Genomic DNA, 24,444 nt, shown 5'->3' on the forward strand with positions numbered 1-24,444 from the left:
ATCCCTGACAGGGCCCTGGCCGGTCCACGGTGCAATCCGCTGTCCATCAGGCTCGGGCCACGCCTGTACGGAGATCGCTGTGGTCACTCGAGCAAACCGTCGCGTCGCAGGCCCCGTCGGCCTGTTCCTCCTCGTCCTGGCTGTGGTGCTGGCGCCCCTCGCGCCGGCGTCCGCAGCCCCTGGGGATCCGGGCACCATCGCGGGCACCGTCTACGAGCCCGACTTCTTCGAGGCCTCCGGTGCCACGGTCACCCTCTACAACGCGGCGAAGGTCGCGGTGGGGAGCCCCCAGGTCACCGGCGCCGACGGGACGTACGAGTTCGGCGGCCTGGACGGCACCTACTACGTCGGCGCGACCAAGTCCGGTGTGGGCACGGTCTTCTACGACAGTGCGGGCACCATCGCCAACGCCGACGCGATCGCGGTCGACCCAGACTTCGGGGCGGAGTTCGTCGACCTCCAGCTGATCCCGCCGCCCGTCATCGCCGGCACCGTGAGCAACGCGAGCGGCCCGATCGCGGGAGCGGACGTCACCGCCTACGAGTACGACGACGTCGACGAGTTCTGGTTCGCGACGGCCTTCGCCAGCACCGATGCGTCCGGTCACTACGAGCTCGCCGGCCTCGCGCCGAAGGCCTACCGGCTCCGGTTCAGTGCGCTGAATCACATCACGGAGTACTGGAACGACAAGACCTCCGTGTCCACGGCGGACGACGTCACGGTGGTGACGGGCGAGGTCCAGCAGGCGAACGCGCTGCTGGCGGCCCGTACCCCGGTCTCCGGGCGGGTCACCGGCACCGGCGGCGCCAACGTGGCGAACGCCAGCGTGACCGCGGAGCAACAGGTGACCGACGAGTTCGGGGACACCTACTGGGACGAGGTCGACTTCGCCTCCAGCGCAGCGGACGGGACGTACACGCTGCGGGTGCCCGCCGGGCCCACCCGCATCTCGTTCGCCGCGACGGGCTACCTCACGGAGTACTACGACAACGTCCTCGACGCCGCCGACGCGCAACTGGTCCAGGTGGGGCAGACCCCGGTCGCGAACGTCAACGCCGCGCTCACGGCGGGCGGCAGGATCACCGGGACGGTCCGGACCTCGGGCGGCACGGGGATCCCGAGCGTGTCGGTCACGGCGTACCGGCTCGTCGGCGGTCAGTGGCAGACGGCCGGCAGCGGCTTCACCGACAACGCCGGGAGCTACGTCGTCGACGGGCTGCGCACCGGCAGCTACCGACTGCGCTTCCAGACCTTCGGTGCCGGCGGCTACCTCCCGGAGTACTACCAGGACAAGGACACCCTCGAGACCGCCACCGACGTCGCGGTCGCCCAGGGCGCGACCGCCACCGCCGACGCCGTCCTCGACGTCGGCGGCCAGGTCTCGGGCACGGTCACGGGGCCGTCGGGTGCCGTCACGGGTGCCTCCGTCGTGCTCTACACCCCTAGTCGGTTCTCGTCCTCGGGCTGGACCTGGAGCGACTCGGACACCACGACCGCCGGTGGCGCGTACTCCTTCACCGGTCTGGCCCCCGGCCCCTTCCGGGTGTGCGTGGACTCGGCAACGGGTCTCGCGCCGGAGTGCTGGAACGACAAGCCGGAGGTGTTCGCCGCCGACACCATCACAGCCGCCAAGAACAGCACCGCGACCGCGAGCTTCGTGCTGGCGGCGGCGCGGAAGATAACTGGCAGCGTGACCTCGCGCGCCGGGGGCGCCCTCACGGCGCCCTCCGTCACCGCCTATCGCAAGCTCACCGGTCCTGACGGCGCGTTCTGGTCGTTCGTCAGCTCCACGACGCCCGCGGCGGGCGGGGCGTACTCCCTGGACGTGGCCCCGGGCACCTACCGCGTCTCCGCCTCGGCGAATGAGCACCAGCAGCGGTTCTACAGCGAACCGGCGACCTCGACCCGGCCTACCCGGATCGTCGTCGCGGCCGGCGCCGACCAGACGGGCAAGGACATCGCCCTCGACCGCTACGGCCGGATCAGCGGCACGGTGGGCGGACCGTCGGGCGCCCTGACCGGCGCCACCGTCCGTGTCTACCGGTGGTCCAACCCGAGCTTCGTGCAGGCGGGCTCGGTGCAGACGACCGCCGGTGGCTCCTACACGTTCACCGGCCTCAACGCCGGCAACTACCGGGTGGGCTTCTCGGCGGCCGCGATGACACCGGAGTTCAACCTCGACAAGAGCGACGTCGACCTCGGCGACGACGTGGCCGTGGCGCTCAACGGCACCGCGACCGTCAACGCCACCCTGGCCTCCAACCAGCGCACGCTGTCCGGCACGGTCACCGCGGCCGCAGGCGGAGCGGCCCTCGCCGATGCCGAGGTGCGCGTCGAGCGCGGCGTGCAGACCCAGGACGACGTCCGCTGGCGCAGCGTCGTCGACCTGACCACGGCGGCCGACGGCTCGTGGAGCACCACCGTGCCCGACGGCACCTACCGGCTCCGCTTCTCCCGGACGGGCTACCTCGGTCAGTGGTACGCCGGCGCCTCGACCGAGTCCGCGGCCACCCCCGTCGTCGTGAGCGGCAGCAACCGCACGGGGCTGAACGCCGCACTGGCGCGGGCCGGCACGATCAGCGGCACCGTCACCGGGCCGGCAGGACCGGTCACCGACGGGTACGTCACCGTCTACCGCGAGGTCGCCCCGGGCGACTTCGAGGACGTGGACTACGCCTCGACGAGCGCGACCGGCGCATGGACCGTGGACTCGCTCGCTCCGGGCACCTACGTCGTCGAGATCGGTGCCGACCGGTTCGTGACGGAGTACTGGAACGACAGGGCCACGTTGGCGGCAGCGGACCGCATCGTCGTCGGCATCGGCAGCACGGCCACCGCCAATGCCGCACTGGCTGCCGCGCGCACCATCTCCGGGACGCTCACCGGACCCACCGGCTCACCCCTGGCCGACGCCGACGTCACCGTCGAGCGCAGGTACGACGACGGTGAGGGTGGCTTCTACTGGGACTACTACTCCGACGCGACGACCGCGGCCGCCGGCACCTGGACGACGTACGTCGCGCCGGGCACCTACCGGGTCGAGTTCCGGCAGAGCGGTCACCTCGTCGAGTGGTGGAACGACGCCGCCACTGCCGCGGCCGCGCAGCCGGTGGTCGTCTCCGCCTCCGACGTGGGGTCGATAAACGCCCAGCTCGCCGCGGCCACGGTCCTCCGGGGACGGCTGTCCGGACCGGACGGACCGGTGTCGGGGCAGGTCAGGGTCTACCCGGCGAGTGCCACCGACCTCGGATCGGCACCGGTCCTGGCCAGCGACTTCGCCGGCTCCGACGGTGACTACGTGATCGACACGCTGCCTCCCGGCAACTACAAGGTCCGCTTCGAGTCGTACCGGCTCATCCCGGAGTTCCACCTCGACAAGGCCGACCTCGCCTCGGCGAACCTCGTCACGCTGTCGACGGCAGCACCCGTGGCCGTGGACGCGACCCTGGCGAGGGGCCGGGCGATCACCGGCACGATCACCGGTGTCGGCGGCGCCATCGACACTGCGAGCACGACCTTCTACCAGCTCCAGACCGGGGGCGGTTACAGCTTCTTCGACTCCGACAGCACCGACGCCGACGGCGTATTCCGCGCCCACCTGCCACCCGGCACCTACAAGATCAGCTTCTCGGCGTACGACAACCGAATCTCCGAGTGGTGGAACAACGCAGCCACGCAGGCCGCTGCCGGCACTGTCGCGCTCGGCACGGGCTCCGACGTGACCGGGATCGACGCCGTCCTCGACGACGGAGCCACCGTCACGGGCACGGTGACCTTCCCGCAGCGGCTCTCCGGCTGGGACAGCCGGGTCGTCATCCGTGACGCCACGACCGGCGCGTTCGCGACCAGCGCCGCGGTGAACGCCCACGCCAACGCCTACTCCGTCAGCAACCTGGTCCCTGGCACCTACCGCGCCGAGTTCTCCCGCGACGCGGGCTACGACGTCGCGGAGGCGCAGTTCTACAACGGCAAGGCGGAGCACCTGGGTGTGGGCGCCTCACAGACGTTCACTCTCGCTGCCGCCGCGACCCAGGCGGGGGTGAGCGCGGTCCTGGTCGAGGGTGGCCGACTCACCGGTCGCGTGCGGGACACCTCGTCCAACCCCGTCGCCGGCTGCGTCGTGACGGCCTACTCGGGTGACGGGACCCGGGTCGGACGCGACTCCCGTCCCTCCGCGGCCGACGGCTCGTACGTCGTCCCCGGGCTGACCACCGGCAGCTACCTGCTCCGGGTCGTCGGCGGCGGGTGCGGGCCCGCGACGGCCTACTACGACGGCGCGGGCACCGTCTCACCGTCGGCCGGGAGCGCCGTGGCCGTGTCGGCGACCCGCGCGACCAGCACGGCCGTCCCGCAGGACCTCGTCATCGGTCCGCCAGACGCGCCCCCGATGGTCAACAACAGCCTGCCGACGGTCAGCGACACCACCCCCGAGGTGGGGCAGACCCTCACTGCCACCACGGGCACCTGGACGCCGGCCGACGGCACCTACGCCTACCAGTGGCTCGCCGGCGGCAGCCCCGTCGCCGGGGCGACGACCAGCAGTTACGCGGTGGTCGCCGGTGACATCGGCAAGACGCTCGCGGTGCGGGTGACGGCGAGCAGGGCCGGGTTCACCAGCGTGAGCGCCACGTCCGCGGCCACCGCGGCCGTCCCGGCTCCGCCCAGGATGACCAACACCGCGGTCCCGACGATCAGCGACACCACCCCGGCCGTGGCCCAGTCGCTGACCGCGACGCCCGGCACGTGGACGCCGTCCGACGGCACGTACGCCTACCAGTGGCTCGCCGACGGCGCGCCCGTCGCGGGCGCAACGACAGCGGCGTACACGGTGGTCGCAGCCGACCAGGGCAAGGTGCTGTCGGTCCGGGTGACGGCCTCGAAGGCCGGCTTCGTCACCGACAGCGCGACGTCGGCAGCCACGTCGGCTGTCGCCCCGCAGCCCCAGGTGGCCAACACGGCGCTGCCCACCATCAGCGACACGACCCCGGAGGTCGGCCAGGTGCTGACAGCCGGTGACGGCACCTGGACGCCGAGCGGTGTCACGCTCGCCTACCAGTGGCGCTCGGACGGAACGGACATCGGCGGCGCCGTCTCCAAGACCTTCCAGGTCCCGGCCGGACAGCTCGGCAAGAAGCTGTCCGTGCGGGTCACCGCGGCCCGGGCGGAGCACCTCCCGGACTCGGCGACCTCGGTCGAGACCACCGCGGTCGTGGAGACCACGACCGTCTACAACACCGTCGCCCCGTCGATCAGCGACACCACGCCGACCGTGGGCGAGGCGCTGACGGCGACGAGCGGCACGTGGACGCCGTCCGACTCCACTTTTGCCTACCAGTGGCTCGCCGACGGATCGGCGATCGCGGGGGCGACGACCAGCGGCTACACGCCGGTCGCCGGTGACGTGGGGAAGAAGCTGTCGGTGCGGGTGACCGCGTCGAAGACGGGTTGGACGGGTGCCACCGCGACCTCGGCGGAGACCGCTGCCGTGGCCGCGGCGGTGGTCCCGCCGCCGCCCCCGCCGCCCCCGCCGCCCCCTGCGCCGACGCCGACACCCACGCCGGCACCGGTCCCGACGCCGCCCGCGCCCGCACCCGCGCCGGCCGTGATCACATGCCCGACGCCCAAGGTGAGCGGCACCTCCAAGGTGGGCAAAAAGCTGAAGGCGGTCATCGGCACCGTCTCGCCGACGGGCGTCACCGTGACGTACCAGTGGCTGCGCAACGGCAAGAAGATCAAGGCCGCGACCAAGGCCACCTACAAGCTCACCGCGGCCGACAAGGGCAAGAAGGTCAGCGTCAAGGCGACCTATGCGAAGGCGGGCCTGGCGACCGTGGTCAAGACCTCGGCGGGAAAGAAGGTGACCTGACCCGGGCCGGCTCAGCCCTGCGGCACCCCGGGCGCCGGCGTCCGCTGCCCCATGATCCAGCGGTCGAAGAACGCCGACAGCTCGCGCCCGGTCTCCTTCTCCCAGTGGTCGTAGATCTGCTCGCGCGACACCGAGGTGTTGTCGCGGTCGGCCAGCCACGAGCGGGCGCCGGCGTAGAACTCGTCGTCGCCGAGGTCCTGGCGGAGCTCGTTCCACATCAGCGCGGGCGTGTAGTAGATGTTGGAGCTGCCGAACTGGCGCGGGTCGTAGGCGCCGGGCGGACCGAACTCGTCGCGCAGCTGCTGGTCGGCGGAGCGGGCGAGGCGCACGCTCTGGCGCAGCGGCCGGAGGCCGTGCTCGTCCTCGTAGACCCACTGCAGCAGCATCGTCATGCCCTCGTTGAGCCAGACGTCGCGCCAGTCCGACGGCGAGACCTGGTCGCCGTACCACTGGTGGACGATCTCGTGGGCGATGACCTGCGGCGAGAGGACGTAGTCGTTGGTGCCGAGCGTGACCATCGTCTGGGTCTCCATCGCGCTCTGCGAGTCGGTGACGACGAGGCCGAGGGAGTCGAACGGGTAGTCGCCGAGCCGGGTCTCGACCCAGTCGACCGTCGCGGCCGCGGTCTTGATCGAGTCGAGCGGACGCTTCATGCCTCGCGGGGTCCAGTAGTCCACCCGCAGCCCGCCGTCGGAGGTGTTGCTGCTGTGGACGTAGTCGCCGATCCCGAGCGTGATGAGGTACGACGACGCCGGCTCGTCGAGCTGCCAGGACGTGGTCGTGCCGTCCGCGTCGCTGGTGAGCTCGGTGAGCTCGCCGTTGGAGATGCCGGTCCACTCCGACGGGGCGTGGACGGTGATGTCGTAGAGCGCCTTGTCGGACGGCTGGTCGTTGACGGGGTACCAGGTGTAGGCGCCGTAGGGCTCCTGCATCGTCCACACCTCGCCCTTGCGGGTCACCGTGAAGCCGATCGTGCTGAAGTCGCCTCGCGTGGTCGGGGCGGGGGCGGGCTCGGGCGTGCCGACGTAGTCGAGGCTGAGCTCGTAGCGCTGGTCCTCCTCGATCGGCGCGCGCAGCACGAGGTCCTTGCCGCGACGGGCGAAGGGGATCGGCTCGCCATCGAGGGCGACCTCGCCGACGGTGAGGCCCGACCCGAGGTCGAGCTGGAACCGTGGGGCCGTCCGGGCCGCACGGAAGGTGATGACCGCTTCGCCGGTGAGGTGCTCGGCGTCGGGCTCCCAGGTCAGGTCGAGCTCGTAGTGCAGCGCGTCGACGCGCGGGTCGCCGACAGCGGGGTAGACGCTGTCCTCGCGCGGCGTCGACACGGCGAGGTCGAGGTCGGGCTCCTCCGGCTCGCTCACCACCGGTCCGGAGGCGGGACCGTCCGACCTCTCGTCGTCGGGCGCCTCGCTGTCCGAGGACGCGGCGGCGGGAGGCGGGTCCTGCCGCTCCTCGGTGCCGGCGGACTCACCCGAGCACGCAGCCAGGACGGAGAGGGAGAGGGCCGCCGCCAGCACCCCGCGGACGCGGTGGTGCGTCACCGCTCACCGCGCAGCAGCGGCCGGGCGAGCTTGCGGCCGTGGTGGATCTGCGCCTTGACGGTGCCGAGCGGTGCGTCGACGAGCAGGGCGATCTCGTCGTACGGCAGGCCGTAGACGTCGCGCAGCAGCAGCGGCTCGACGAACTGGGGGTGCTCCTTCTCGATGGTCTCCATCGCCTCGAGCAGGTCGAGCCGGGTGCCCGCGATGACGCTGGTGGTGCGCGGATCGGGACGGTCGTGCGCGCCGTCCTCGAAGTCGGTCGGCGTGGCGAGGTTCTTCAGCCGGCGGTACGTCGTGCGCGCGCTGTTGACCGACACGATGTGCAGCCAGGTGGTGAACCGGCCGCGACCGCCCCACGACGCGATCTTGGTGGCGACGTTGAGCATCGCCTCCTGGCAGGCGTCCTCGGCGTCCCCCGAGTAGGGAAGCACCCCGCGGCAGATGTTCAGCACCCGCGGGCGCACCGCGGCGAGCAGCAGCTCGAGCGCGTCACGGTCGCCGTCCTGGGCGCGCCGCGCGAGCTCGTCGATGTCGTCTGGCGCCAGCGCGTCGCCCGGGTCCCCCGAATAGTCCACCCCTGCACGATAATGCCCGGGTGTCCGCTCCCTCTCGTCTCGGTCGTTACCCGGTGCGCCGTCGCATCGGGTCAGGAGCGTTCGCGACGGTCTGGCTCGCCTACGACGAGCACCTCGACAGCGCGGTCGCCATCAAGGTCCTCGCCGACAACTGGGCCGGCGACCACCACATCCGCCAGCGCTTCCTCGAGGAGGGCCGCTTCCTCCGCAAGGTGGAGTCGCCCCACGTCGTGACCGTCTACGACGCCGGCGAGCTGGAGGACGAGCGCCCCTACCTCGTGATGGCGTACGCCGACCAGGGCACGCTGGCCGACCTCATCGAGCTCTCCCCACTGACGCGGTCGCAGGCGGTGTCGGTGATCACGCAGGTCGGCCGTGGGCTCACCGCCCTCCACGACCGCGGCGTGCTGCACCGCGACGTGAAGCCCGCCAACGTGCTGTTCCGCACCGTGGAGAACGGACGCGGCGCACACATCGTGGCGATGCTCGGCGACCTCGGCCTCGGCAAGGCGATGGACATGTCCTCACGGCTCACCATGGCCGGCGGCACCCCCTCCTACGTGGCCCCCGAGCAGGCCCTCGGCGAGGGGCTGGACGCACGAGCCGACCAGTTCTCGCTCGCCGCCCTGAGCTACCACCTGCTGACGGGTCGCCAGCCCTACGCCCACGCGAGCCTCGCGGCCGCCGAGAACCCCGCTCCGCCCGCGCCGATGGAGATCGATGAGCCGGCCGTGGAGGAGGTGGTCCTCCGCGGCCTCGCCAAGGACCGCGAGGACCGGTTCCCGGACGTCGCGGCGTTCACTGCGGCCCTCGTGGAGGCCGTGGGCGAGCCGGTGGACGAGACGCCAGCGACCTGGGTCCCGGCCGACCCCGACCTGACCCGCGCCGCCGCCAGCACCGAGGCGACCGGGGTTGCCGGCGACCCGTCACCAGGTCCTCGCTCACGCCGTCGTCGATGGCCGTGGGTGGCGGCCGCCGTCCTGGCCCTCACCACAGGAACCGGCGCCGGCTGGGCGCTCGAGCGCACCGCCGCCTCCGAGGTGACCGTCAAGGACTCGACCGGCACGGTCTTCGTCACCGTGCCGTCCTCCTGGGCCCGCCAGGTGGACCCCGAGCAGTGGGTCCCGTTCGAGGGCCGCGCCGAGCAGGCATCGGTGGCCGCCGGCACCCGCTCGGGGTGGAACTCCGACGACGACCCCGGCGAGGGGGTCTTCGTCGGCGTCCTGCCCGGCGACCGGTTGCCGTCACGCGTGCCCGGCCACCCCGAGTGCTCGGTCCAGCGCGGCCCCTACTTCGACGAGAGGGGGGACGACGACTACATGACGGTCTTCTTCAGCGGGTGCCCCGGCGTCGACCTCACCGTCGAGCGCGTCATCCGGGTCAACCAGAACCAGCTGCTCTGGGTCCAGATCCGCACCGACGACCGTGGGATCGCCAACCGGGTCCTCGACTCCGTACGGGCCTCCGGAATCTGAGGCGGCCCGCTCAGCCGAGCCGGATGCCCGACCCGACCCGGGCGATCAGGTCGGCCATGCCCGGGTCGTCGACCTCCCGGCCGGTGACGGCGATCTCCACCTGGGCGTTGTCGGAGCCCGTGAGGTCGAGCCACCGCAGGTAGCCGTGGCGCAGGTGGTTGGACGTGATGAAGGTGAAGTGCAGGCTGTCGTTGGTCTGGTCGAGCACTTCGACGTTGGTCTCGTCCTCGCGGAGCTCGTCGATCCGTCGGTCGAGCGTCCACTCGATCGACCGGCGGTTGCTCAGCACCTGCTCCACCCGCAGGACGTAGCCGAAATCCGGCTGGCCGGGCGGTCGCCACTGCCACTCGTTCAGGGAGTTCTCGGAGAAGGTCCAGCCCTTCGGGACCGGCAAGGTCATCCGGAAGTCGCCGGCGCCGACCGACTGGGAGACCAGCGGGACCCCCGTCTCCAGCGCCGGGGTCGGCGGATCCGGCAGCAGCTCGGGGACCGGGTCGACCGGCAGGCTGGGTGAGGCGGGCACAGGTGCGGCCGTCCCGTCGCCCGACGGGTTCTTGCCCAGGACCCAGGACGCGCCGAACCCCGCCGCGACCCCGATGGCGAGCAGCAGCGCGAGCACTGCCGTCCCCCGCCAGTTCACGGCGCCAACCTAGTCCGTGGGGGTGTGCTCAGCCGACAGGCCCGCCGCCCGCCCCTTCCATGCCCTCGGCCACCCGGCGGATGAGGTCGCGCGTGCCGGGGACGTCCTTCTCACGGCCGTGCACGACGATCTCCACGTCGGCCTGGCCGCTGGCGTCGAGGTCGAGCCAGCGCATGAAGCTGTGCCGGGCGTTGCCCTCGTTGCTGCGGTAGGTGTACTCCAGCGTCTCCGCTCCGCGGTCGACGATGACCACGTCGTCCTGCTCGGCGCGCAGGCGCTCGATGCGGATGTTGATCGCGTCCTGGATCGTGATGTCCTGGCTGTTGATCTGCTCGATCCGCATCACGTACGTGTTGTTGGACGTGCCCGGCTTCTTCCACTTCCACTCGTTGCTGGCGTTGGCGTTGGTGCTCCACCCGACGGGCGCGGGGAAGGTGATCTCGAACTTGCCGGTGCCGACCTTCTGCGGGGCCATCGCGATGTCCGGCTCGAGCGGGGGGTCGGTCGGATCGGGGACGGGAGGCTGGGGCGCCTCGACCGGCATCTCGGGTGCCTGCGCGGGCACCGGGGCGGGGACGCCCGACCCGATGGATCCGTCGCGGCTCTGTGCGGACGCGGCGTAGCCGCCCCCGGCGCCGACCGCCAGGAGCGCGACCAGTACCGCCGGCCCCCGCCACTTCACGGCGCCATCATGTCAGCCCGGGTGGCTGGTCTGGTCCACCGAGCCGCGCCGGTGCGCCGGACGGCCGCCCGGGCGCACCATCGGGAGATGGGCTCCCGGTGGGCGTTGCGGGCGGGCCGCGCGTTCGACGGGGTGCGGTTCCTGCCGGACGGCGCCACGGTGCTCGTCGAGGGTGACCGGGTCGTCGGCGTCGAGACCGCTGCGTTCCGCCCGCCGGACGACGTACCCGTCACCGACGTCGACGGCACCCTCCTGCCCGGGCTGGTCGACTGCCACGTCCACCTCGTCGCGTCGGGAGCGTTCCCCGGCACGCCCGGGAGCCTCGAGTGGGCCGGCACGGCCGCCCCGGCGGCAGTGGACGAGGTGGTGACGGCCAGCCTGCGGGCGCAGGTCACGGCGGGGGTGACCAGCGTCCGCGACCTCGGTGACGCCGGCTACCGCGTGCTCGAGCACCGCGGACGGGAGCGCGAGGGGCTGCCGCGGGTGGTCGCTGCCGGTCCACCGATCACGATCCCGCTCGGGCACTGCTGGTTCCTCGGCGGTGACGTCGACCCGGACGACCCCCCCACGGTGCACCGCGCCCTGGCGGAGCGGGTGGAGCGCGGCGTCGACCTCGTCAAGGTGATGGCCAGTGGCGGCTTCCTGACCCCCGGCAGCGACCAGCTCGGCGCCCAGTTCGACGTCGTGCCGCTGCGGGTGATGGTCGGTGCCGCCCACGACGCCGGCCTCCGGGTCGTCGCCCACACCCACTCGGTCGCCGGGGCGGAGGTCGCGACCGACGCCGGAATCGACGGGCTGGAGCACTTCACGTGCATGAGCGAGGCCGGGGCCGACCCGCCTTCCGGTCTGCTCGCCCGCGTCGCGGACGCGGGTGTCACCGTGTGCCCGACGCTGGGGAGCGACCCGTCGCGGCTCCCGCCGGTGTCGGCCATGCCGCCGCACATCCTCGAGATGCTCGAGCGGATCGGCATCACCGACCGCGACGAGCACTTCGCCCGCGTCGCCGCCAACTCCGTCCGCCTCCGCGAGCACGGCATCCGCGTCGTCTCCGGGCTCGACGCCGGAGCGATGCCCGCCAAGCCGCACGGCCACCTGTGGCGCTCGGTCGCCGAGCTGGTGCGGGGCGGGTGGCCGGTGGACGAGGCGCTCGCGACCGCCACCTCGGTGGCCGCCGAGGACTGTGGCATCGACGCCGGTCGTCTCGCGACCGGCCGGCTCGCCGACCTGCTCGTCGTCGACGGTGACCTCGCGACCGACGTCACGGCGCTGTCCCGCCCGCTCGCGGTGTGGGTGGGCGGTGTGGCGATCGATGAGCCCCTGGCCCCGCCGGGAGGGCACTGACCAGCGGACCGCTCGCCGGGTCCCGCTCGCTTGGACCTAGCGTGGTGCCGTGCTGATCCGCAACGCCCGCCTCGTCGCCGTCACCGAGGCCGTCCCGGGACCCGTCGACCTACGCCTCGACGGGGGTCGGGTGGTCGAGCTCGGGCCGTCGCTGAGCGGCGACGAGACGTCGTACGACGCCGCCGGGCGCTGGTTGATGCCCGGGCTCTGGGACCAGCACGTGCACCTCGGCCAGTGGACGCTCACGTCCGCGCGGCTCGACCTCGCTCCCGCCCGGTCCAGCGCCGAGGCGGTCGCGCTGGTACGCGCGCGGCTGGAGGAGTGGCCCGACGTGCCCGTCATCGGGTGGGGTCACCGGCCCACCGCGTGGCCCGACAACCCCGCGGTCTCCGACCTCGACGCGATCGACACCGACCAGCCGATCGTGCTCATAGCGGGCGACGGCCACCATGGCTGGCTGAACACGACGGCGCTGCACATGCTCGCGCTGCCGACCCGCGACAGCGTGGTCAGCGAGGCCGAGTGGTTCATGGCCTACGGGCGCCTGACGACCGTCCTCGGCACCGACGGGACTGGCCCCGACGCCTACCGACGCTCGATGGAGGCGGCGGCCGCGCAGGGCGTGGTGGGGCTCGTCGACCTCGAGTTCAGCGGCGGCGTCGCCGACTGGGCCGAGCGGTGGGCCGGCGGCGCCGACCTGCTGCGGATCCGACACGCCTGCTACGCCGACGGGCTCGACGACGTGCTCGCCCGCGGCCTGCGCTCCGGCGACCCGCTCGCCGACGACCCGCGCCTGACGATGGGTCCGCTCAAGATCATCAGCGACGGCTCGCTCAACACCCGCACCGCCTGGTGCTGCGAGCCCTACGCGGAGAAGGCCGTACCCGGTTTCGAGGAGGGCCAGCCCAACCAGAGCCCGGACGAGCTCCGGGCGCTGCTGGCCCGCGCCGCGGCCGGCGGGCTCGAGGTCGCCGTGCACGCCATCGGCGACCGCGCGGTCACCGAGGCGCTCGCCGCCTTCGAGGACACCGGCGCCCGCGGCGGCATCGAGCACGTGCAGCTCACCACGCGCGACGACGTACGCCGCATGGCGCACCTCGGCGTGCGCGCCAGCGTGCAGCCCGCTCACCTCCTCGACGACCGCGACGTCACCGAGCGGCTCTGGCCCGGTCGTGCCGAGCGGTGCTTCCCGCTGCGGTGGATGCTCGACGACGACGTCGAGGTCGTCCTCGGCTCCGACGCCCCGGTGTCCCCGCTCGACCCGTGGCTCGCGATCGCCAGCGCGGTCCACCGCTCCGACGACGACCGCGAGCCGTGGCACCCCGAGCAGTCGATCACTGCCCGCGAGGCGCTCGCCGCCTCGACCGACGGCTGGGGCACGGTCGCGGTCGGGCACCCCGCCGACCTGGTGCTCCTCGACGCCGACCCTCTCGAGGGGGCGTCGGACCGCGAGCACGCCCGCCGGCTGCGGTCCTTCGCCGACCACGTCGTCGAGACCTGGGTCGCCGGCTCCGCTGTAACGCCGGGTTAGTGCGACTACCCACTGGGGTGCTCCACCGGGGGTACCGCCAGTAACCCGGCGTTACAGCGGCCGCGGCGGCCGCTGGGTCAGGCCAGCGCGAGCGTGGCGTCGAGGACGAAGGCCGGGTCCTCGAGCCGGTCGCCGTAGATCTCCCGGAGCTGGCCGACGCGGTAGCGCACGGTCTGGGCGTGGACGAACAGCTCCTCGGCCACCGCGTCCCGGCGACCGTGGTTGAGCAGCCAGCTGCGGAGGGTGTCGGTCAGCTTCTCGGCCGTCGCGGGGCGTAGGTCGGCAAGCGGTGCGAGCACCCGCGCGCGCAGGTCGTCCCGGGCGGAGGCGTCGGCGGCCAGCACCAGCGAGGCGAGGTGCTCGTCGGAGTCGACGAGGCCGTCGACGCCGAGGGCCGCGCAACGCAGGGCACGGCGGTACGACGCTGCCGCTTCGAGCCACGGCACGCCGGGGCCGACGACCGCGTCGGTGCCGCGCAGCGCGCGGAGCAACGTGGGACGCGAGCCCGCCGAACCGGTGCCCGGCATCAGGAGGAGTGCATGCCCCTCGGGCAGCCCGGCCACGTCGTCGGTGGGCTGCAGCGTGCGCTGGTCGAGCGCGGTCAGCGCGTGCGAGACCTGCGACTCCGGCAGCACCACGGCCGTCAACGCACCCGGTGGCTCCCAGTCGGCGCGCTCGGCAGCGGCGTTGACCGCGTCAGCCGGGGCGCCGGTGAGCAGTGCGCGGGCCAGCCGTTCGAGGTTGCGCTGGCGGACCCGGCCGCTGCTCTCGAGCTCGTCGGTGTGCCCGGCGACCGAGGACGCGGAGAGCTCGTCGATGTAGGCGAACACCAGCTCGGCGAAGCGCGCCAGCTGCTCGGCGCCGATCCCGGCCTCGACGGCTGCGTCCGCCATGTCGCGCCACGACACGCGTGCGCCGACCCGGTAGGCGGCGAGCAGGGCCTCGACAGTCCGGCCGCTGCGGGCCTCGCCGCGCCCCAGCTGGTAGGCGCCCTCGATCGCGGGGGCCTTGGGTGGGGCCTTGCCGTCCTGCCGGGTCGCGAGCGTGAGGAAGCCGCCGAGCGCGAGCTGCACCGCGTTGCGGATCACCTCGCCCATCCGCCCGCTGAACGCGCCGGCATAGCTGGGCACCTCGTCGATGATGGTCAGGACGACCCGGTCCGCGACCTCGGCCAGCCGCGCCCGCAGCGCCTCGGCCACCTGCGGGTCGAGGCCGACGACGGCCTGCATTTGTGTGGCGGGGCGCACGTCACGGCCAGACATCGCGCCTCCTGAGGTCAGTTTTGTTCGCAGCGAACAAGAGTCTAGCCCCGATTCACGTGCGAGGAGCAGGAAGATCCGCAGTGGATCGACGACATTTGTGTCATGAGCACGACTCTCGAGCCGCCGGTACGCGGCGCCACCCGCGGCAAGCGACTGGGCGACCAGCTCGTCCGCGTCGCCGAGGCTGCCACCACGCCCTACCTGCCGGCCGACTTCATGGACCTCTTCGCGCCCCTGCGCTCCGGTGCCGACCTGCGCGGACGCATCGAGTCGGTGCACCCCGAGACCGCGGACGCCGCGACCATCGTGATCCGCCCCGGCGCCGACTGGGCCGGCCACGTGCCCGGCCAGTACCTCCGCATCGGCATCGACGTCGACGGCGTACGCCAGTGGCGGGCCTACTCGCTCACCCACGGCCCGCGACGCGACGGCCGCATCTCGATCACGGTCAAGGCCGTTCCCGACGGCCTGGTCAGCAACCACCTCGTCCACGAGGCGCGACCCGGCACCCTGGTCCACCTCGAGCAGGCGGCCGGCGAGTTCGTGCTTCCGCCTGAGGGCGGCAAGTTCCTCATGGTCACCGCCGGGTCCGGCATCACGCCGGTGATCGGCATGCTGCGCAACCTCTTCCCGAGCACCGACGAGGGCGTGCTCCGGCCGGATCGCAGCGCCGACCACGACATCGTGGTCGTCCACGTCGCGCCCAGCCACCCCCACTCGATCTTCATCCGCGACCTCGAGGCGCTCGACGCCGCGGGCGCGATCCACCTCGTCGCGAGGTACGACGACGAGCACGGCGTCCTCGCCGTCGACGACCTGGCCGACCTGGTGCCTGACCTGGCCGAGCGCCAGACCCTCGCCTGTGGCCCGGCTGGCCTGCTCGACGCCCTCGCCGCCCACCACGAGGCGGCCGGCATCACCCTGACCACCGAGCAGTTCCGCACCGCACGTGTCGAGCCCGGCGACGGCGGCACAGTCACCTTCAGCTCGGGCACGACGCTCGACCTCGACGGGGCGACGCCCATCCTCGACGCCGCCGAGGACGCCGGGATGCTGATGCCGAGCGGTTGCCGCATGGGCATCTGCATGGGCTGCGTCATCCCGCTGCGCGAGGGCAGCGTGCGCGACCTGCGCAACGGCGCGATCACCACCGCCGTCCCCGGCGAGACCGGCGACCTCAAGGTGCAGACCTGCATCAACGCCGCCGCCGGCCCGTGCCACATCGACCACTGACGCCTGACCTCCACCACCCCTGAGGAGATCGACATGACCACGATCCAGAAGAAGGCCGTCCTCGGCCAGACCAGCCCGATCGCGCACCTCACCGAGGCCGACATCGAGCAGATCGGCATCGAGCTCGACGCCATCCGCCAGGACGTCCTCGACAGCCGCGGCGCCAGCGACGCGGCGTACATCCGTCGCGTCATCGACACCCAGCGCAAGATCGAGCTCGGCTCGCGCGCGGTGCTGCTCTTCAGTGCGTTCCCGCCGGCCTGGGTGCTCGGCACCGCCGGCCTGAGCATCTCCAAGATTCTCGACAACATGGAGATCGGCCACAACATCCTGCACGGCCAGTGGGACTGGATGCGCGACCCGAAGATCCACTCCTCGACCTGGGAGTGGGACATGGCCTCGCCCGCCGAGCAGTGGAAGCACAGCCACAACGAGCTCCACCACACCTACACCAACGTCATCGGCAAGGACAACGACCTCGGCTACGGCATCATGCGCGTCGACGAGGACCAGACCTGGACCCCGGCCTCGCTCGCCCAGCCGCTCTTCTGCTTCATCAACGCCGTCTTCTTCGAGTACGGCATCGCCGCCTACGACCTCGAGCTCGGCGCGGTGATCAAGAAGAAGCAGACGAAGGACCCCGAGTTCCGCCGCCGCGTGAAGGCCGTCCTCGGCAAGATCCGCAAGCAGGCCACCAAGGACTACGTCGTCCACCCCGTCCTGTCGATCCCCACCGGTTCCTTCGTCCCGACCCTCGCGGCCAACTTCACCGCCAACGTCGTGCGCAACCTCTGGTCCAACTCCGTCATCCTCTGCGGGCACTTCCCGGAGGGCGTCGAGACCTTCGAGAAGCGCTCGATCGAGGGCGAGAGCAAGGGCGAGTGGTACGTCCGGCAGATGCTCGGCAGCGCCAACATCTCCGGCTCCAAGTTCCTGCACCTGATGACCGGCAACCTGTCGCACCAGATCGAGCACCACCTCTTCCCCGACCTGCCGTCCAACCGCTACGGCGAGATCGCGCCCAAGGTGCAGGCCCTGTTCGAGAAGTACGACCTCACCTACTGCGCCCGTCCGATGCCGCAGCAGGTCGCCTCGGCCTGGCACAAGGTCATCCGGCTCTCGCTCCCCAACGGCTGGCTCGCGACGACGAACAAGAAGAACGCGCCGCAGCAGCTCGCGATCCTCTACAAGATGGCCACCGGCGACCGCCGTACCCGGCGCCTGCTCGGCCGCAAGCTCGAGAGCGAGGCGCGGGCAGCCGCCTGACGCATCCATCTCGACCGGCAAAGACCCCCCGTACGGGGGGTCTTTGCCGGTTTCTGACTCAGGGTGTCGTCGTTCGTTCGTAAGGTATGTCTTGACGCAGCCGTGGGGGCTGCCTATGTGGGGGTTCGTCTTGCGCGCGTTGTGCCGTTCCGTGCTGGCGTCTGTCGGTCTGCTGTTGGTCATCTTGTCCGGCATCGCCGTGGTGCCGGTCCACGCCGTCGAGACCGGGGGTATCTCCGGCACCGTGAGGACCGACGGCGGTCCCGCACTCGAAGGGATCCAGGTCACTGCCTATCGCTGGAGCTCAGGCGCCTGGACATGGGCCGCCGGCGACCCGACCGACGCCGACGGCAACTACTCGATCGACAACCTCGCCCCGGGGACGTATCACGTCGGCTTCCGCGACGATTCACGGAGCCACTTCCCGGAGTACTACGACAACGAGAAGTTCCTCGATGTCGCCACCGGGGTGTCCGTCGTCGACGGACAGGTGACTCCTGATGTCGACGCTGGGCTGGCTGCCGCGGGTCTCATCGCCGGCACGGTCACCAAGGGGACTGGCGTCCCGGCTCCCGGTGTCGAGGTTCAGGCCTACGTGTGGGACATCAGCATGGGCACCGGGTGGTGGCGGAGCGCCGTATCGACCACGACCGGACCGGACGGCACCTACGAGCTGAGGGGGCTGGACACCGACAGCTATCGCATCGGCTTCCGGGACTCGATGAACGGTGTGCTGGCCGCCGAGTACTGGGACAACGCGCTGACCCGTGAGGCAGCCACGCCCGTCCAGCTCACACGTGGGCAGCAGCTGCTGAACCGGGATGCGCACCTCGTGGCCGCGTCCCACATCACCGGTCGCGCAGTAGATCGAGCTGGACTGCCGGTCGAGGGGTTGGTGGTCTCGGCCTACCAGAAGGACCCGACCTACGGCTACTGGACCCCGGTCTCGTCGACCAGGACAAGCTCGAACGGCAACTACGACATCGGACGTCTCGCGGCAGGCACCTACCGGATCGGGTTCAAGCACGAGAGCAACAAGTACGTCGAACAGTTCTGGCCCGACGCCGAGTCGTCTTCCACCGCGTCGGACGTGCAGGTCGGGCCTGAGGCGACAGTCCGGGAGAAGGACGTCGTGGTAGAGCGTCCGGCCAGCATCTCCGGGCTCGTGACGACGTCGGCGGGAACGCCGCTCCTCGGTGCTTACGTGAATGTCAGGCGATGGAACGACACGCAGCAGGTCTGGGAGTTCATCAGCCTGCCCTTCTCACAGCAGAGCAGCAACGCATCCGGCCAGTACTCCCTGACCGGTATCCGCCCCGGTCGCTACCTGCTGTCGTTCTCCGCCTACAACGGCTCCACCTCCTTCATGCCGGAGATGTGGGACAACCAGCAGCGCGAAGAGGACGCGACCCCGATCGAGCTCACTGAGGGGCAGACGCTGACGGGTCTGACGACGGTGATGGAGAAGGGCTCCAGCATCAGCGGGACGGTGCGCCGCCCCGACCTGAGCCCGGTCGAGGGGCTCGAGGTGCTTCCGTACCGCTGGATCCCGCACCGGGGGGAGTGGCGCGCGCGGGACTGGGCCGCCTGGACCGGCGAGAGCGGGACCTACAACCTCGACTACCTCCTCTCCGGCACCTACCGACTTGCCCTCCGGCACGACGAAGAGGTCGTCGGCTGGGTCGGAGGAACCTCCTTGCAGACGGCGAGCGACATCGTCGTCGGGCCGGACGCGGCGGGCATTGGCAAGGATGTCGTCGTGGACGTGCCCGCGTCGAACCCGGAGCCGACCCCGGAGCCGAACCCGACCCCGACGCCGACGCAGGCGCCCGCGCCGACGCAGGCCCCGGCACCGACTCCGGCGCCGGTCCCGGCGCCGAGCGTGGCGTCGCAGCTGACGCAGGTGGCGGATGACCTCGAGGTCACGGGCAAGCCGAAGGTGGGCAAGACGATCAAGGTCGCCAACCTCATCGCGCAGATGCGGACGACGGTCGCCTACCGGTTCCAGTGGTACGCCGGCAGCGCGAAGATCAAGAAGGCGACGACGTCGAAGCTGAAGATCACCAAGGCCCTGAAGGGCAAGGTCCTGAAGGTGAAGGTCACGCTGTCGGCGAGCGGGACGACCAAGGTCGTCACGCTGAAGGTCGGCAAGGTCGCCTGACAGCCGAAGCAAGGAAGGGGGGCCGCGACCGACCGGTCGCGGGACCCCCTTCCACGGGTGAAGCAAGCTGGTCTGGACCTCGGTAGAAACACTGATGTATCAGAACGGCTGCAGGAGCATCCTTCTTGTCGTGAGCACTCGACATGGGGAGAACGAGATGACCACGAGCACCACCAGGGTGACCGGCACACCGGGCGTGTCCCGATGATCCGCATCGGATCCGTGGGGGAGCCCGGGTCCGACGTCAGCGCTGAGGCGCGGCCGTTGGTGCCGCGACCGCGTGCGGCCGCGGACGGGGGGTCCACGGTCCGCAAGCCGGTCACCTGACAGCGCAAGACCGACAGCACAGGGGACTGGCGGTCAGAGCCGGAGGTCGTACGACGAGGAGTCGCACGGTCTCCGGCTCTCGTGCGTCCGGACCCCGACTACCTGGGTGGGTCGTCGTCGCACGAGCACCATGCAGGCAGTTCGCCTCTCGCGCCGCGCGGCTGAGCGCGAGGGCGAGGTCCTGGTGCTCGAACTGCCTGCAGGGTGCTCCCGTGCTTTCGGATCCGGAGCGGCGGTCAAGGTTCCACGGGTCTCGGGAGGTCTGGTCTGGACCGTCTCCCGAAGGCTTCTCACAGACTTCCATGAGTAAAGGAAGCCCGGCGGCGCGGCTCCTAGTGTCCTCTGCAGACGGTCCGTGGGGGGCCGTCAGGTGGGGACAGAAGGAGTCCGCCGATGAAGCACGACCGAAACGCCCAGGGGATCGATCTCACCGGCCGCATCAAGTCGCTCGAGCAGTTCACCGGCGCGCTCGTCGCCCGGCCAGGACCCGGGACGACCGACGGACCCGACGCCGACGTCATCCCGATCCACGAGGCACCGCCCTCCCGCGTGCCGACGCCGCGCCGCTCACGCGTCTTCCTGCGCAGCGGGGGCGGGCACGGCTCGTTCGCCGAGCTCACCCTGACCGCGCCACTGCCCCGCCCGGCCGTCGACTGACCGTGTGACGCACGCATCGGGTGCTCCCCGATGCGCCTCCCGGTGTGACGGGTGGGACTCACCTAGAGTCGCCCGGTGGTCTGGCTGGTCGGCGCGCTCCTGCTGCTGTGGGTCGCGCTGGGGCCCGTGGTCCTGCTCCTCGCCGCCGCGCTGCTGGCGGTCCCGCGTGTCCGCTGGTGGGTCCAGGACCGCGCCTACGTCAGCCGTCGCGTCGTGGCCTGGACCGCCGCGACCGCCGCGACCGCCGGCCTCCTGGTCGTGGTCGTCCCGGACGGCTGGCTGCCGATCCCGCCGGCCCCGGGCGCGTGGGCCGGTCCGTCGTACGTCGGTCGCCCGGCGTCGCCCCACCAGGTGCCGGCCGAGGAGGTCCCGCCCAACCCCCACCGCTCCGCCGGCGAGCCGGCAGACCGTCCGGGACCGCTCGGCCACCAGCCGGAGGTCGACACGGCGTGGTTCGGCCTCCAGCGGTGCGGCCGGCTCGAGCAGACCGCGACCGGTCTCCTCGTCGCGCTCTGCGCCGCCGGCGAGGGCCGCGCCCTGCGCCTCGTCGACCCCCAGACGCTGCGGCCGGTGGCGTCGCAGGACCTGCCCGACCTGCCCGAGGACTCGCCCTGCGACGGGGAGTCCCTCTACCTCGACGACGCCGAACGGGCCGTGGTCGGCACCGGTGACCGCCAGGTGCTGGCCGTGCGGACGTCACACGAGGGCGAGCCCGACCTCGAGACCGACGCCATCTGGGACCTCAAGCCCTACATCTCCTTCGGCGACTGCCTCGTCTCCGTCGCACCTGACTGGTCGGGCCGGATCTGGTTTGCCTCCCACGCCGGTCTCGTCGGGACGCTCGACCCGACGACCGGCCAGGTCGGCGTCGTCGACCTCGGCGAGGACGTCCGGCACGACGTCGCCGTCGACCCCGGGGCGGCGTACGTCGTCACCGACGAGGCCGTGCACCGCCTGGTCGTGGGCGGCGACGGCATCCCGCAGGTCACCTGGCGCAGCGAGTACGACGGCGTGAGCGGGTCCGCGCCGGTGCTGGTCGACCGCGGGACGGTCGCCATCACCGACGAGGTCGAGGACCGCCCGGGAGTGCGGTTCCTCGCCCGCGACGACGGTCGCACTGTCTGCCGGCAGTCCGTGTTCGACAAGGGGGAGGGTGGCACCCGCAGCACCCTCGCCGACCTGGGTGCGGGTGTGGTGGTGGCGAACGACGCCGGCTACGCGTCCTCACGCCGCGCGCTGCTCGGCTTCACCGCCGGCGCGGGCGTGGCGCGGGTCGACCTCACCGATGACGGGTGCGCGGTGACCTGGACCACCGACGCCGTCTCGCCGGCCTCGGGCGTGGTCGCCAGTCGGCCCAACGGGCTGCTCTACGTCTGGGCGAAGCGGCCGTCGCTGACCGGGGTCAGCGCGTGGTACCTCACGGCGATCGACGCCGACTCCGGCCGCCGGCGCTGGGGCGTGCGCACCGGCACCGGGCTGCTCGCCGGCAGCGACGGCTCGACCGTCACGCTCGGTCGCGACGGCTCGGCCTACCTCGGCACGCGGGCCGGGCTGGTCCGGGTGCACGACCGCCGCTAGGGCCGAGCCGGCGGCCAGGCGAGCCCGACCGTCTCCTCGCTGCTCTCCCACAGCCGTCGCTGCGCCACGTCGTCGCGAGCCAGTCGTGCGGCGCCGACGATCCGCGGCGGACCGGCGGCCTCGCCGGGACCGCTCGGTCCGACGTACGTCGCCCCCGGGAGGTCGGCGGTGGCCGCCATCAGCGTCGGTCGGGCGCCCGCCTCGGCGGACTGCGAGACGAGCTTGACCGCGCCGTCGAGGACGGCCGCGCGTCGGCCGCGGGTGGTGCCGAGCTGTCCGTTGACGGCGAGGTGCGTGCCGGCGAGACCCGGGTGCGCGGCCAGCGCACGGACCGGCGTGCCGGCCTGCCGCAGCCGCCGGTCGAGCTCGAACGTGAACAGCAGGTTGGCCAGCTTGGTCTGCCCGTAGACGTGCCACCGGCTGTAGCGGTGACTGCCTCGCGGATCACCCACCGGCGCGGACCGGGCGACGCGGTGCATCTGCGACGACAGCGTGACGACGCGACCGTCACCCGACGCGGCCAGCTGGTCGAGCAGCAGGCCGGTGAACAGGAACGGGCCGAAGTGGTTGGTCGCCATCTGCGACTCCAGCCCGTCACCCGTGCGGCGGAGGGGCGGAGCCATGATGCCGGCGTTGTTGACCAGCAGGCGCAGCGGGCCGAGTCCGGCGGCCGCCTCCCCGGCCGCCCGCACCGACCCCAGGTCGGACAGGTCGACGACCAGCGCCTCGGTCGAGGCGGCGGGCACCTCGACCGCGATCGCCTCGGCCGCCGCAGCGAGCTTGTCGGGCGTACGCCCCGCGAGCACCACCCGGGCGCCGTGCCGGGCGAGCTCGAGCGCGGTGTGGAAGCCGAGCCCACCGAGCGTCGGCCCGGTGACGACGGCGGTGCGACCGGTCAGGTCGCCGATGTCGGCGGTCGTCCAGGCATCGCTCACGGGGTCACGCCGAGCGAGGCGACCACGCGCTCGCCGAGCGCGGTGTCGCCGGTGACGCGTACGTCGTCGGCGGCAGTGGCGCGGCGACCACCCGCCAGCACGACGAAGGTCCCGCGGTCCATGGCCAGCGTGACGGTCGGCTCGCCGTCGTCGGAGGTGGCGCGACGACCGCGCCCGTCCTCGCCGACGGCGACGGTCACCGGCGCGTGGCCGGCCACCTCGAGGCGTACGACGGACCCGACCGGCGCCTGCGCCCGCTTGCCGACGACGTAGGGGAGGCTCTCCATGAGGTAGTCGACGGTGTGGACGGCCGCCGCGGAGTCGAGGTTGCCCGGCATCGCGAGCGCGCGGCGCACGTCCTGCTCGTGCATCCACACGTCGAGCGGGCGGTTGCGCAGCAGCAGGCCCGTCGTCCAGCCGATCGCGCCGAATGCTCCGGGCGCGGGCGCCGAGGCGTCCGTCGGCGGGTCGGCCAGCAGCTGGGTGTGGCGCGCGGTCGTCGACTCGCGGATCTCGGTGATGAGGTCGTCGGGCGTCTCGTCGCGCCGGGCCAGCACGCCCTGCTCGGTGAACCGGCCCATCATCCCACGCGCGTGCGGCGCCTCACCGATCTCGACCTCCTCGTGCGGGCGCCCCGCCAGCAGCGCCTCGAGGTGGGCGGTGTGGGCGGCGACGGCCCGGACGTCCCAGCCGGGCAGGTCGGTCGGGGTGGACCACTGGTCGTCGGCGACGTGCTCGAGCACCTTGGTGAAGGAGTCGACGGCACCCCACCAGAGCGCGACGAGCGCAGCGAGCCGCTCCCGGTCCGTCGCGGTCTCGGCCTCGGGGCTTGTCGCGGCGTCGGCCGCGGGATCGGTCATGGGGAGAGGGTAGGGGACCGGTCCGACGTCACCCGGCACAGCGGGGTCCCCGCGTTCGGCCCCTCCCGGTCCTACGCTGCGGGAGCGGTCCTGCCCCTGCCGGCCCGCCGCGCGCCCACTCACGAAGGAGTCGTCATGGGAATCGGACTCGGCATCCTCCTGCTCGTCCTCGGCCTGATCCTGCTCTTCGCGATCAAGGAGTTCCCCGACTCCCTCCAGGAGGTCGTCGACCCGACCACGGTCGGCTGGATCCTCGTGATCGCCGGCGTCCTGGCGCTCGTGCTCGGCCTCGTGATGAACAACCAGCGCTCGAGGACGACCCACGTCGAGGAGCGCCGCGAGCTCTGACGAAGCTACTCGTCGTCGGCGCCGGTCAGTCCGCGTAGCAGCTGGGCGGCCTCGCGCTCGCACGCCTGCCAGAAGGCGGGGCTGAACAGGCTCCCCGGCTCGTGCGGCGTCACGCGGTCGATCTCCATGATGTCCAGCCCGTCCGTCCGCACGGTGCGTCCTCGAA

At 72.1% G+C, this 24,444-nt stretch carries 18 protein-coding genes; 10 read left to right on the forward strand and 8 right to left on the reverse strand.

The genetic code is table 11. From position 1 onward, the window contains the following. Window positions 1-79: 79 nt before the first annotated feature. Complete coding sequence (locus JOD65_RS04485; protein WP_191193559.1) at window positions 80-5,866, forward strand: carboxypeptidase regulatory-like domain-containing protein; 5,787 nt, start codon at window positions 80-82, stop codon at window positions 5,864-5,866. A gap of 11 nt (window positions 5,867-5,877) precedes the next feature. On the opposite strand, the gene JOD65_RS04490 is transcribed toward JOD65_RS04485, so the two are convergent. Both JOD65_RS04490 and JOD65_RS04495 read right to left on the reverse strand, forming a co-directional pair. Next, window positions 5,878-7,407 (reverse strand): M1 family metallopeptidase, encoded by a 1,530-nt coding sequence (locus tag JOD65_RS04490; protein ID WP_191193558.1) that lies wholly within the window; start codon window positions 7,405-7,407, stop codon window positions 5,878-5,880. Next, window positions 7,404-7,982, reverse strand: coding sequence for an RNA polymerase sigma factor (locus JOD65_RS04495; RefSeq protein ID WP_191193557.1), 579 nt, complete (start codon window positions 7,980-7,982; stop codon window positions 7,404-7,406). Before JOD65_RS04495 ends, JOD65_RS04490 begins: the two co-directional genes overlap by 4 nt. A 20-nt stretch (window positions 7,983-8,002) precedes the next feature. Between JOD65_RS04495 and JOD65_RS04500 the strand changes: the two genes are divergently transcribed. After that, complete coding sequence (locus JOD65_RS04500) at window positions 8,003-9,457, forward strand: serine/threonine-protein kinase (protein WP_191193556.1); 1,455 nt, start codon at window positions 8,003-8,005, stop codon at window positions 9,455-9,457. 10 nt (window positions 9,458-9,467) lie between these two features. Here the strand turns inward: JOD65_RS04500 and JOD65_RS04505 are convergent, their stop codons facing one another. After that, window positions 9,468-10,097 carry a hypothetical protein gene (locus JOD65_RS04505; RefSeq protein ID WP_191193555.1) on the reverse strand — a complete coding sequence of 210 codons (630 nt, stop codon included), beginning with the start codon at window positions 10,095-10,097 and terminating at the stop codon, window positions 9,468-9,470. A 28-nt stretch (window positions 10,098-10,125) separates the two neighbouring features. Further along, entirely contained in the window at window positions 10,126-10,779 is a 654-nt protein-coding gene (locus JOD65_RS04510) for a hypothetical protein (protein ID WP_191193554.1), read from the reverse strand. Window positions 10,780-10,866: 87 nt separating this feature from the next. Here JOD65_RS04510 and JOD65_RS04515 point away from each other — a divergent pair, with 87 nt between their 5' ends. After that, window positions 10,867-12,120, forward strand: coding sequence for an amidohydrolase family protein (locus JOD65_RS04515; RefSeq protein WP_191193553.1), 1,254 nt, complete (start codon window positions 10,867-10,869; stop codon window positions 12,118-12,120). A gap of 49 nt (window positions 12,121-12,169) precedes the next feature. Continuing rightward, window positions 12,170-13,651, forward strand: a complete 1,482-nt coding sequence (locus JOD65_RS04520; protein ID WP_191193552.1) for an amidohydrolase — start codon at window positions 12,170-12,172, stop codon at window positions 13,649-13,651. A gap of 77 nt (window positions 13,652-13,728) precedes the next feature. Here JOD65_RS04520 and JOD65_RS04525 read toward each other — a convergent pair whose 3' ends face one another. Further along, on the reverse strand, window positions 13,729-14,913 hold the full coding sequence (locus JOD65_RS04525) for a PucR family transcriptional regulator (protein WP_191193551.1): 1,185 nt from the start codon (window positions 14,911-14,913) through the stop codon (window positions 13,729-13,731). 102 nt (window positions 14,914-15,015) lie between these two features. Between JOD65_RS04525 and JOD65_RS04530 the strand changes: the two genes are divergently transcribed. The 5 genes from JOD65_RS04530 (at window position 15,016) to JOD65_RS04550 (ending at window position 22,135) form a co-directional block, all read left to right on the forward strand. Next, on the forward strand, window positions 15,016-16,146 hold the full coding sequence (locus JOD65_RS04530) for a ferredoxin reductase (protein WP_191193550.1): 1,131 nt from the start codon (window positions 15,016-15,018) through the stop codon (window positions 16,144-16,146). A gap of 33 nt (window positions 16,147-16,179) precedes the next feature. After that, complete coding sequence (locus tag JOD65_RS04535) at window positions 16,180-17,412, forward strand: fatty acid desaturase family protein (RefSeq protein WP_191193549.1); 1,233 nt, start codon at window positions 16,180-16,182, stop codon at window positions 17,410-17,412. Between the two features lie 175 nt (window positions 17,413-17,587). Further along, a complete protein-coding gene (locus tag JOD65_RS04540) occupies window positions 17,588-19,573 on the forward strand; it encodes a carboxypeptidase regulatory-like domain-containing protein (protein ID WP_191193548.1) in 1,986 nt (661 codons plus the stop codon). A gap of 720 nt (window positions 19,574-20,293) precedes the next feature. Continuing rightward, on the forward strand, window positions 20,294-20,557 hold the full coding sequence (locus JOD65_RS04545) for a hypothetical protein (protein WP_191193547.1): 264 nt from the start codon (window positions 20,294-20,296) through the stop codon (window positions 20,555-20,557). Window positions 20,558-20,632: 75 nt separating this feature from the next. Continuing rightward, window positions 20,633-22,135 (forward strand): NHL repeat-containing protein, encoded by a 1,503-nt coding sequence (locus tag JOD65_RS04550; RefSeq protein WP_191193546.1) that lies wholly within the window; start codon window positions 20,633-20,635, stop codon window positions 22,133-22,135. Here the strand turns inward: JOD65_RS04550 and JOD65_RS04555 are convergent. Further along, window positions 22,132-23,070 carry an oxidoreductase gene (locus JOD65_RS04555; RefSeq protein WP_191193545.1) on the reverse strand — a complete coding sequence of 313 codons (939 nt, stop codon included), beginning with the start codon at window positions 23,068-23,070 and terminating at the stop codon, window positions 22,132-22,134. The two genes, JOD65_RS04550 and JOD65_RS04555, sit on opposite strands and share 4 nt — an antisense overlap. Then, a complete protein-coding gene (locus tag JOD65_RS04560; RefSeq protein WP_191193544.1) occupies window positions 23,067-23,930 on the reverse strand; it encodes a maleylpyruvate isomerase family mycothiol-dependent enzyme in 864 nt (287 codons plus the stop codon). Before JOD65_RS04560 ends, JOD65_RS04555 begins: the two co-directional genes overlap by 4 nt. 135 nt (window positions 23,931-24,065) lie before the next feature. On the opposite strand from JOD65_RS04560, the gene JOD65_RS04565 reads away from it, so the two are divergent. Further along, entirely contained in the window at window positions 24,066-24,278 is a 213-nt protein-coding gene (locus JOD65_RS04565; RefSeq protein WP_191193543.1) for a DUF6458 family protein, read from the forward strand. Between the two features lie 5 nt (window positions 24,279-24,283). Here JOD65_RS04565 and JOD65_RS04570 read toward each other — a convergent pair whose 3' ends face one another. Continuing rightward, window positions 24,284-24,430: a hypothetical protein gene (locus JOD65_RS04570; RefSeq protein ID WP_191193542.1), complete on the reverse strand. Its 147-nt coding sequence runs from the start codon at window positions 24,428-24,430 to the stop codon at window positions 24,284-24,286. Window positions 24,431-24,444 lie beyond the last annotated feature (14 nt).

This window comes from Nocardioides cavernae (assembly GCF_016907475.1).
In the GTDB taxonomy this organism is placed as follows: domain Bacteria; phylum Actinomycetota; class Actinomycetes; order Propionibacteriales; family Nocardioidaceae; genus Nocardioides; species Nocardioides cavernae.

What these genes read in the sequence shown, in the direction of transcription:
- JOD65_RS04515 (WP_191193553.1), top strand. Translation starts at nt 10,867, where the DNA reads ATGGGCTCCCGGTGGGCGTTGCGGGCGGGCCGCGCGTTCGACGGGGTG.
- JOD65_RS04530 (WP_191193550.1), top strand. Translation starts at nt 15,016, where the DNA reads ATGAGCACGACTCTCGAGCCGCCGGTACGCGGCGCCACCCGCGGCAAG.
- JOD65_RS04560 (WP_191193544.1), bottom strand. Translation starts at nt 23,930, where the DNA reads ATGACCGATCCCGCGGCCGACGCCGCGACAAGCCCCGAGGCCGAGACC.
- JOD65_RS04545 (WP_191193547.1), top strand. Translation starts at nt 20,294, where the DNA reads ATGAAGCACGACCGAAACGCCCAGGGGATCGATCTCACCGGCCGCATC.
- JOD65_RS04525 (WP_191193551.1), bottom strand. Translation starts at nt 14,913, where the DNA reads ATGTCTGGCCGTGACGTGCGCCCCGCCACACAAATGCAGGCCGTCGTC.
- JOD65_RS04535 (WP_191193549.1), top strand. Translation starts at nt 16,180, where the DNA reads ATGACCACGATCCAGAAGAAGGCCGTCCTCGGCCAGACCAGCCCGATC.
- JOD65_RS04565 (WP_191193543.1), top strand. Translation starts at nt 24,066, where the DNA reads ATGGGAATCGGACTCGGCATCCTCCTGCTCGTCCTCGGCCTGATCCTG.